Below are 6,331 nucleotides of genomic sequence, written 5' to 3' on the forward strand. Positions count from 1 at the left end.
TTAATAATTTTTGATTCTTAAGTTATAGCGAGTCAATCCTCAATAAAGTTTTCTCTATTTTTTAGGATGTGATTTACGAAATAATGTAATAGCCACTTAGAGTATAGTTCAGGAAATTGCTTGAAGATTGGTGAAATATTTTCATAGTGCTGTATATTATCATATTTTGAAAAGTCCCATTAAGATTAATGATCAATCTTATAGCCTGTAGTATCTGTTCACTTCAGAATAAAACATAGGGCTGATATTTTCAGGATTCGAGGTGGCGCAATGTAGTGTGCGTTAATAAATTATCTCGATTTCTTATACAGAGGAGGGTAAGAAGAGGGAAGGTAGTTATAAGGTTAGTATTTTAAGTTTTGCTATATTGTGGTATAGATTATAAATCTATATTGTGGTATACATTATAAATGTACAATTGTGTATCTTATAGCTTCGATAGCAAAACTTTGACGATAAAGAGTAGTATATTATTTTCCTATCTTATTTTGAGGTTTTTCGTAGAAATTCCTTATTCTGTGATAAAAAACATTTGCTTCAATAGCACAGATTTTTCCTGCTGAATAGAAAACATATGTTCTCCTGTAATCATCGTTTCTGTGCTGTATCTTAATTTTGGAAATTAATACATATTTCTAAGCAATATTTTATTGTGCGTATAGTTATTGGATTAGCCGAGATAGAAGGGTAATATAAGATAGAAGGGTAATATAAACAGCAAGGTAATATAATCTATTTGATCTATTTTTATCTCTGATATGAGGATTAATTTCAAAATTCTTAATACTGTATTTCATTCTTTTGATAAAAGAATGTATACGGTGAGAGGTTGAAGAGTATATCTAGCACTCCACCCTACCCCTGGGTTGTCTGTGAATTTTTTAACCTAGTATTCTTTATGGGGTATATCTAGCATACCTTCAAGAGAAGTACTTTTTAAGGTTACCATCTACAGGAAATTTGTATGATTAGCAATATCATTATTTCTGCTAGGTTAGCTTTCCAAGTGACTGCAAATAAGCTGAATCACAGTTGAGTTATGTTCCGACATACCGAGTCAGTTCAATTGCAAAGGGTTGTTGGGGTCGCAGTGTGAGTTCATGTTTTTTCTGCTGAGTTTTTTTATAGCAAGGCCTTCTTTTATCCTAGGTTCCTCAGTACTAAAAGAATAAAGTTGCTAAAACGTTAGGAAACGTGTTTTGAAAAAAGGGATTTTCTTGAAAGATTATATAAGTTTATCGTGATTTTAATTAAATAGTAAAACTCTATTAAATTTCAATCCTTGTTATAAGTAGGATTAAATAATTGGTGGTGTCAATGGTAGTAATATGATTTATGAATTTTGAGATGAACAAATCGGTAAGTCAGTTGAGCTCTTGCTTAATTGCGTACCTTAATCTCGTCTCGTACTTTTTAAAAAAGTATAAATACTATAGCATCAAAAAAATGACTGAAAAAGGGTAGGTGCCTTAATAATTTTTTAATATAAGAAGTTTTTAAGATTAAAAGAAAATCTTCCTTGTCAAAATACTAAAATATATCCTTATCAGTGCACAAACCTTATATGTTCATGAAACTTTTACCTTTGGAGGATGCGTTTTCGTTAGTAAAGTGGCTAAATTGATTGACTTTGGGCTAATGCTCAAAGTTTATGGATTACGGGAGATAGTTAAGAATAAAAATTAAAAAAGAAACAGAGGCATAAAAAGCTAATAAACTAATAAGGGTTATTGTATTCGCTTGAGTTGTGAATGGAAAGAAAATAATTGATAAAATTTATGGAAAATAGACATAAAATAGGAAGTCAGTCCAAGCAATCCACTCCTTTTCTTGAAAAGGTATCATAATATTCTCACCTTATGAACGACTAACAATGCTCTTAGAGGTTACTCTGAAGAGCTAAGGTGGGAATTAACACGATAATCATAAGCTATTATTATACGATTTTATAGGATTGGCCATAATAGTAATAGCTTGATCACGCATGATAAAGTTATTGTTAATAGCGTATTTTTACAGAAAATGCGGCAATCTTTTAATGGTGTTAAAAAATTTTTCTATTTTGCGAATTATGGTCTATGATTATTTTCCATCTTGATTCAATTGTTTTGGAGAAGGATTCTAAAAAATTACTAGAAAAAGTCTTTCTTAAAATTTGTGCTTAATAATCACGACCCATAACTAAAACATAATTTTATAATAACCGATCGATCTGATAATTGATGAATTAAATTGTTTCACATGAGAGAAGGTAGTTACGAACGAAAGAATCTGTGATGTATAAGGTATCCAAAAGGTTATAATAGATTTTTAAATATTGTTTGAGGTTTTTTTGATTTTAACGTTGTATTACTGTCATGAAGATAGTGTATTATGTACAAAAATGCACAAAAATCGGGGTGTAGATACAGTAAAAGGGAAGAATAGAAAACTGAAAAATATACTCGTGAATTTTTTTATTTCTTAATCTAATTTAGATTATTTTAAGAAGCATCCTTTTTTTCTCAACTATAATGTACTTGTAAAAATTACAATTATATTTGCTAATCCTTAATTGAATTAATTTTAGATTTTCTCTTTATTTTAAGTAGAAAATAAAATTAATTTTATTAAGCTTTTGATAATTTAAAAACGTATTTAAGAGTAATAAAATTTAAAAAAGAATGCTAGAATTACCACTAATTTTTAATAGTGCTTTTAAGGTATATCGCTTATACTAATGATTTAACAGTCAATGTGGGCGAGGACACGACACAGGGAGACTTTGGCAAAATTATGCCGAAAAATTCGGAAAAAAATCTTATTTTTGCGTTAGATATTGGCACTAGCAAAATAGCTGCGCTTGTTGGAGAAGTGATCCAAGATAACCAAATCGAAGTTATTGGTTTTGGAACACATCCATCGCATGGATTAAAACGTGGTGTAGTAGTCAATATTGAATCAACCGTGCAATCCATTGAGTGCGCAGTTGAAGAAGCAGAATTAATGGCTGGCTGTCAAATTCGCTCTGCTTATACGGGGATTGCCGGTAGTCATATTCGCAGTTTAAATTCTTATGGGATTGTGGCAATTCGCGATCGTGAAGTGAATCAATCAGATGTAGATCGGGTAATTGATGCAGCGAAAGCGGTGGCTATTCCTGCTGATCAAAAAATACTTCATATTTTGCCTCAAGAATTTATCATTGATAATCAAGAAGGTGTGCGTGAACCTGTGGGAATGTCAGGGGTTCGCTTAGAAGCAAAAGTACATATTGTTACTGGCGCTGTGAGTGCTGCTCAGAATATTACTAAATGTGTTCGCCGTTGTGGGTTACAAGTGGGTGATATTGTTTTAGAACAGCTTGCTTCAAGTCATTCGGTATTAACTGATGATGAAAAAGAATTAGGTGTTTGTATGGTTGATATTGGGGGGGGTACTGCGGATATAGCTATATTTACGGAAGGGGTTATTCGTCATACCCATGTAATTCCGATTGCGGGTGATCATGTAACCAACGATGTAGCAGTAGCTTTACGTACTCCTACGCAATATGCTGAGCACATTAAAATGAAGTACGCATCAGTATTACCGGAAAAAGTTGATCCTGAAGAAACCATACAAGTTCTGAGTGTTGCTAAACGACTACCGAAAGAAGTCCGAAAAAGAGCAGTAGCTCAGGTAGTTGCTGCGCGTTACGAGGAATTATTCAAATTAGTATTAGCCGAATTGCGACGTAGTGGCTTTGAAGAGTTAATTTCTGGTGGTATTGTTTTGACAGGTGGTGCTTCACGCATTTTCGGATGTGTTGACTTAAGCGAAAAAATTTTTCAAATGCCTGTACGGTTAGGGCTACCTCAGTACGTTAATGGATTAGCAGATGTTCGAGATAATCCTATGTATGCAACAGCAGTCGGCTTATTGATTCACGGTCATCAAAATCAAAATAATAATTCAGCGACCTTTGGTTTAGATCGTGGTTTAAGTTTATGGCAACGAATGAAAAGTTGGTTCCAGGGGAATTTTTAGGAGAAAAAGCATGTTTGAGCTTGGTAAAACTTCACCCGAAAATGCCCAAATAAAAGTAATTGGTATCGGTGGTGGTGGCGGAAATGCAATTGAGCATATGATTACTGAAAGTATTGATGGTGTTGAATTTCTTTGTGCGAACACTGATGCTCAAGCATTGGGTCGTTCCAGTGCTCGAATTGTGCTTCAGTTAGGGGAAGAAATAACAAAAGGTTTGGGTGCGGGTGCAGATCCAAATATTGGACGTCAGGCAGCTGAAGAAGCGCGTGATCGAATTCAAGAAATTCTTGAAGGAACTGATATGGTTTTTTTAACGGCCGGCATGGGTGGTGGTACGGGCACAGGGGCAGCACCCATATTTGCGGAAGTGGCTAAAGAATTAGGTATATTAACCGTTGCTATTGTGACAAAGCCATTTGTTTTTGAAGGAAAAAAGCGAATGGAAGTAGCTGAAGAAGGAATTAAAGCATTAACTAAATATGTTGATTCATTGATCACCATTCCTAATAATAAATTGCTAAATGTACTAGGTAAAAATATTACTTTATTAAATGCATTTAAATCTGCTAATAACGTATTGTTAGGTGCAGTACAAGGTATTGCAAATTTAATCACTCGCCCGGGTTTAATCAACGTCGACTTTGCAGATGTACGAACAGTGATGTCTGAAATGGGTATGGCTATGATGGGGACAGGCGTTAGCAGTGGTGAAAATCGTGCACGTGAAGCGGCTGAAGCAGCTATTGCCAGCCCATTATTGGAAGATATAGATTTCACAGGTGCTCGTGGAGTATTGGTAAATATTACTGCCGGAATGGATCTCTCTATCGGAGAATTTGAGCAAGTAGGTGAAGCTATTAAAGCATTTTCATCGGAAAATGCAACAGTAGTGGTTGGCACAGTGATTGATCCTGAAATGAGCGATGAATTACGAGTAACTGTTGTAGTTACTGGACTTAATAGTGGACTTAGTACTCAAAATAGTAGAAGTACTAGTGTCCCTCTTAAACCTGTAAAAAATACAAAAAAGGATCGCATATTAGATTATCATCAATTGGATTGTCCAACCTACATGCGAAACCAAGAACCTACTAAACGAACAGTGGAAATACAGGAACAGCAAGAGCGTGATTTTGACTATTTAGATATTCCTACTTTTTTACGTCGTCAGGAAGAAGATTAACATTTTTCAAATGTGCTTTTCTCTTTATTTGTAAAAATTGTATTCCTATTAAATTTAAATAAGGGATATGCTAAAATACATCCCTTTTAGGGAAGGGATTGAAATAATGATCAAGCAAAGAACTCTGAAAAATATTGTCAGAACAACTGGTGTTGGTGTTCATACTGGCGAAAAAATTTATTTGACTCTCCGTCCCGCGCCACCCAATACAGGCATTATCTTTTGCCGAACAGATTTAAAGCCTGTTGTAGAAATTCCTGCCACAGTTAATCATATTGCTGATACCAGTTTATCAACTTGTTTAGCAAAAGACGATGTTCGAGTAGCTACTGTTGAACACTTATTATCGGCTTTAGCGGGTGTTGGTATTGATAATTTATATATTGATCTTACTTCGCCTGAGCTTCCTATTATGGATGGAAGTTCTGGTCCTTTTGTATTTTTAATTCAATCGGCTGGGATTGAAGAACAAAATGCTGCTAAAGAATTTATTGGAATTAAAAAAAAGATTAAGGTAGAAGATGGTGAAAAAAGTGTAATGATTGAACCCTATAACGGATTTAAAATTAGTTTTAGTATTGATTTTGATCATCCTTTATTTAATGAACAAAACCAAAATGTAACTCTTGATTTTTCAAGTACTTCCTACGTCAAAGAAGTTTCTCGTGCGCGAACTTTTGGTTTTTTATCGGATTATGAATTTATTCGAAAAAATAATTTAGCCCTAGGTGCTAGTTTAGATAATGCGATTGTTTTAGATGAATATAAAATTTTAAACCAAGATGGCTTGCGTTATCCCGATGAATTCGTTAAACATAAAATCCTTGATGTGATTGGTGATCTTTATTTATTAGGCTATGGAGTAATTGGATCCTTCCATGGGGTTAAATCTGGTCATACTCTAAATAGTTCTTTATTAAAGAAATTATTGGATGAAAAAGAAGCTTGGGAAATTATTACTTTCAAAGATGCTTCAAAATTACCATTTGCGTTTACTCCCATTACTGTAACTACTTAATTTGATCAAATATATTAATTATTTTTTTGGTGGCACTAGATTACAGGTTGTTATTCTTAATTTATCTGTAGGATTAAAATAATTATTATTTATTTTATTATAAATAAAATATTCTTCTAAAG

Annotated in this window: 3 protein-coding genes; all 3 read left to right on the top strand. The window is 33.6% G+C overall.

Features of this window, described 5'->3' with window-relative positions; all coding sequences use genetic code 11:
• Positions 1 to 2,775: 2,775 nt before the first annotated feature.
• The 3 genes from ftsA to lpxC all read left to right on the top strand — a co-directional run bounded on the left by ftsA (position 2,776) and on the right by lpxC (position 6,209).
• Positions 2,776 to 4,008, top strand: a complete 1,233-nt coding sequence (gene ftsA / locus CLERM_RS03045) for a cell division protein FtsA (protein ID WP_102157124.1) — start codon at positions 2,776 to 2,778, stop codon at positions 4,006 to 4,008.
• Between the two features lie 10 nt (positions 4,009 to 4,018).
• Positions 4,019 to 5,191: a cell division protein FtsZ gene (gene ftsZ / locus CLERM_RS03050; RefSeq protein ID WP_102157122.1), complete on the top strand. Its 1,173-nt coding sequence runs from the start codon at positions 4,019 to 4,021 to the stop codon at positions 5,189 to 5,191.
• Between the two features lie 106 nt (positions 5,192 to 5,297).
• The gene (gene lpxC, locus CLERM_RS03055; protein WP_102157123.1) at positions 5,298 to 6,209 is read left to right on the top strand and encodes a UDP-3-O-acyl-N-acetylglucosamine deacetylase; all 912 of its coding nucleotides are present in this window, start codon (positions 5,298 to 5,300) and stop codon (positions 6,207 to 6,209) included.
• Positions 6,210 to 6,331 lie beyond the last annotated feature (122 nt).

It is taken from the genome of Coxiella-like endosymbiont (assembly GCF_002871095.1).
In the GTDB taxonomy this organism is placed as follows: Bacteria; Pseudomonadota; Gammaproteobacteria; order Coxiellales; family Coxiellaceae; genus Coxiella.

Coding starts and splice junctions, on each gene's coding strand:
- ftsA (WP_102157124.1), top strand. CDS start 2,776: ATGCCGAAAAATTCGGAAAAAAATCTTATTTTTGCGTTAGATATTGGC.
- ftsZ (WP_102157122.1), top strand. CDS start 4,019: ATGTTTGAGCTTGGTAAAACTTCACCCGAAAATGCCCAAATAAAAGTA.
- lpxC (WP_102157123.1), top strand. CDS start 5,298: ATGATCAAGCAAAGAACTCTGAAAAATATTGTCAGAACAACTGGTGTT.